The organism is Frankia sp. AiPs1, assembly GCF_023716945.1.
Lineage (GTDB): Bacteria > Actinomycetota > Actinomycetes > Frankiales > Frankiaceae > Frankia.
In genome coordinates this window covers 1-1,857 of record NZ_JAMQQF010000833.1, presented here as the reverse complement: position 1 = coordinate 1,857, position 1,857 = coordinate 1, and the positions used below count along the sequence as shown (strand labels likewise).

General features: G+C 75.0%; 1 protein-coding gene and 1 pseudogene. Both read right to left on the bottom strand.

Going from position 1 to position 1,857, the window contains the following annotated elements; genetic code table 11:
* Window positions 1–810, bottom strand: a pseudogene (locus tag ND748_RS31105) (hypothetical protein); the annotation flags it as partial.
* Window positions 811–857: 47 nt separating this feature from the next.
* Complete coding sequence (locus tag ND748_RS31100) at window positions 858–1,592, bottom strand: hypothetical protein (RefSeq protein ID WP_251749877.1); 735 nt, start codon at window positions 1,590–1,592, stop codon at window positions 858–860.
* Between the last annotated feature and the right edge of the window lie 265 nt (window positions 1,593–1,857).

Below are 1,857 nucleotides of genomic sequence, written 5' to 3'. Positions count from 1 at the left end.
CACCACACCCGGCGGTGCCGGCACGGCGCCGGGCGCCGGGACGGGCGACCGTGGACCGGGCAGGCCTGATCTCGGCGCGGGTGGGTGGCCGGGTGGCGGCGGGCTACCCCCGCGTGGGGAGGCGACGGCCGTCCCACGCCCCAGGGGCGCCATCCCACCGCCAGGCGCCGGCGGGTGGTTCGACCGGCCCGCGCCTTCCGGACTGCCCGCACCTCCCGGACGGCCCGCACCTCCCAGAGGCATCGGCATCGCGACAGCCGGGTTGATGCCCTTGGGGCCGTTGAACGCCGGCGGGCCAACGATCGTCGGGGTTACCGCGGACGCGGTCTGCTCCAGCGGGCGGACGAGGTCGCGGGCCCGGAGGGTGTACTCGTCGGCGATCTTCTCGGGATGCGGGGGCTCGCCGAGTGTGTCCCACCACAGCTTCTGGGCGGCGTTCGCGTTCTGCAAGGAGTCGACGGCGTGGTCGTACTTCGCCTTGTACTCCCGCCACAGGGCGTCCATCGCCTTCTGGACAGGCCCGACCTGGTTGGCGAGCTGGGCGAGGCCGGCGGCGTTGGTCCCGGCGGCGGCGCCGGCGTCCCGCAGGGAGGTGACGGTGTCGCCCAGGTGGCGCAGGTAGGCGTCGGCACCCTGGCCCTGCCAGCCCAGGGTCAGATCGGCGGCCTTGGTCTCCAGCGTGGTGGCCGCGGCGTAGTGGGCCTGGCTGAGCACGCTCCACTGGTGCGAGATGCCGGCGATCGTCTCGTCGCTGAGATTACGGATCTCGGTCCACAGCATCTCGATGGACAGGCGGTCTACCGTTGCCACGCGGCCTCCCCATGCGGGCCGCCGGCGGCCGCATCAGGCGGGACCATTCAGGGCAGGGCGGGGCGGCGACGCGCCCGCTCGTCCCAGCAGCCCGGCGCCGGCGAGTCGGCCGAGGTGAAGCAGACGCCGTCCGAGCTCAGGTCGTTCTCGCCGCCCGTGGTGAAGGTCTGCGGCGCGCCGGGCTGCGCCGGTGCGGCGGGGGCGCCGGCACTCGGCCGGCCCGGTATCGGCGGGGCGCTCATCGCCGGCACGGCGGGCACGGTCACGGTGACCGCTCCGGTGGAGCTGCTGAACGTGCGGGTGGCCCCGCCCCCGCCGCGTCCACCCAGCGCCGTGCCGATCGCCGCGATCTGGCGCTGCTCCTCCGGCGTGAGCGGCACCTCCTGCACCTGGACGCCGTCCGGAACCTGCTCACCGGGCGGCGGTGGCGCGAGCAGCCGGTCGACGAGCGCGCCGTTGATCCGCCTCGCCGCGGCCTCGTCGGAGGCCTGGTAGTTGGCCCCGATGAGGCCCGCCCCCTGGCCGAGCACCCCGAGCCCGGCCACCGTGTCGCCCAACGCGGTCTGCGCGCCGGACAGCGCGAGCAGGTGCTGGGTGTGCAGGTGGACCAGCGAGTCGACGGAGCCCGGCGCGAAGTCGCCGCCCGAGCCGAGCTGCGCGATCATCATCAGGGCGGTCAGGCCGTCCTGGCGCAGATGGGACGCGGCGGTCGAGACGTCGCCGCTGTGGGTGTAGAGATCCTCGGCATGAACGTTGAGGTCACCACCCGGACCGGCCACCACGCACCCCCGTCCTCGCACCCGCGCGGCCACGGCAGGTTCCACCGCAGCCGCGCGGGGCGCGTTTCGCCACGAAGCCCAGACTCGTACTTATTGTCCATACCTGCCGACCGACTGTCATCCCCCCGCGCCGGTCCGTGCCGCGTTCACCCGCGCGCCATGCGCGCTTCGCCCTCGGCGGCGAGCCAGCCGAGCTGCACCAGCCGGTTGCCGTGCCGCCGGTCGACGAGCCAGCCGCGTCCGGGCGGCTGCTCCGCCGGACGCAGGC